At 61.3% G+C, this 1,322-nt stretch carries 3 protein-coding genes; all 3 read left to right on the top strand.

The annotated features are described in order from the left end of the window. Window positions 1-252, top strand: a 252-nt coding sequence (locus V6C07_RS03150; protein WP_442891920.1) for a hypothetical protein, incomplete at its 5' end; no start/stop codon positions are given. Window positions 253-264: 12 nt separating this feature from the next. Beyond that, the gene (locus tag V6C07_RS03145) at window positions 265-477 is read left to right on the top strand and encodes a tautomerase family protein (RefSeq protein ID WP_333534923.1); all 213 of its coding nucleotides are present in this window, start codon (window positions 265-267) and stop codon (window positions 475-477) included. 20 nt (window positions 478-497) lie between these two features. Further along, a partial coding sequence (locus V6C07_RS03140) for an MBL fold metallo-hydrolase (RefSeq protein WP_333534922.1) occupies window positions 498-1,322 on the top strand: 825 nt, incomplete at its 3' end.

The raw sequence follows: 1,322 nt of genomic DNA, 5'->3' as shown, positions 1-1,322 counted from the left end.
GACGGCAACGTGTACGTCGCGGTCTACGGCCAAGGCCGGGTGCTCGTCTTCAACCCCAACGGAATACCCATCGGCCAGGTGCTGCTGCCCGGGCGCGAGCAGGGACGCAACCTGCGCTCCACGAGCTTGGCCATCAGCCCCGATTCCAACGATTTGTACGCTGTGACCAGCGACCATGCCGGCGAGCGGGGTTCGATCATTTTCCACGCCAAAGTGTTCGCCAAGGGGCTCCGGCCTTTGAGCGCGCAATAATCGGGAGAAACCATGCCTCATATTGATATAAAAATGCTCCCCGGGAGACCGGCGGAACTGAAAGAAGAACTGGCCCGCAAAACCAGGGAAATGGTAGCCACGACCCTCGGGGTCGATCCGGGCATCATCTCCGTGTCCGTGCAGGACGTGCACCTGGAAGACTGGGACAAGGCCATGCAAACCATCGCGCCGGAGACCATTATCATCCGGAACGGCAGCCAATGATGCCAAGGTGGATGCGAAAAATGCTCCTGATTTTGTGTCTCGTCGCCATCGCCGTAGCCATCGGCGCCTACGCGGTGTTCAAGCAGCAAAAGTTCGGCGCGTATCCCGAGGGGGAACGTCTCGCAAGGGTGGAGGCCTCACCGCATTACCGGGACGGTGAGTTTCAGAATACGGTTCCCACCCCCATGCTGGTTGAAGGTCAGAGTTCTATCGGGATCATGCTCGGAAATCTCTTTTCCCGCAGCCCTGAGCGGCTGCGGCCGGAACAGGCGCTGCCGGTGGAGCGGCCCGACCTCAAGGCCCTGGACACGGACAAGGACGTGCTGATCTGGCTCGGGCACTCGTCGTATTTCATGGTGCTCGGCGGCAAGCGGATCCTGGTGGATCCGGTCTTCAGCGGGTACGGCGCGCCGTTTTCGATGTTCAACAAAATCTTCCCCGGCACGGACCTGTACACGGCGGATGACATGCCGCCCATCGACTACCTGCTCATAACCCACGACCACTGGGACCACCTGGATTATCCGACGGCCACGGACCTCTTGCCCAAGGTGGGCAAGGCGGTCATGCCGCTCGGCGTGGGTGCGCATTTCGAACGTTGGGGATACCCGCAGGAGAAAATCCTGGAGGCGGACTGGAACAGCGCCCTGCGCCTGGATGACATGCTCACCGTGCACGTGGTTCCGGCCAGGCACTATTCCGGGCGCTCCTTTACCCGGAACAAAACCCTGTGGGCGGGCTTCGTCCTCGAGACGCCGGAAACGCGCGTTCTGCTGAGCGGCGATACCGGCTACGGCCCGCATATCAACGAACTGGCAGCAAAATTCGACGGCTTCGACCTCGCG

Source organism: Desulfovibrio sp. 1214_IL3152 (assembly GCF_036763055.1).
Lineage (GTDB): Bacteria > Desulfobacterota > Desulfovibrionia > Desulfovibrionales > Desulfovibrionaceae > Desulfovibrio.
This window is presented reverse-complemented; position numbering and strand designations above follow the sequence as displayed.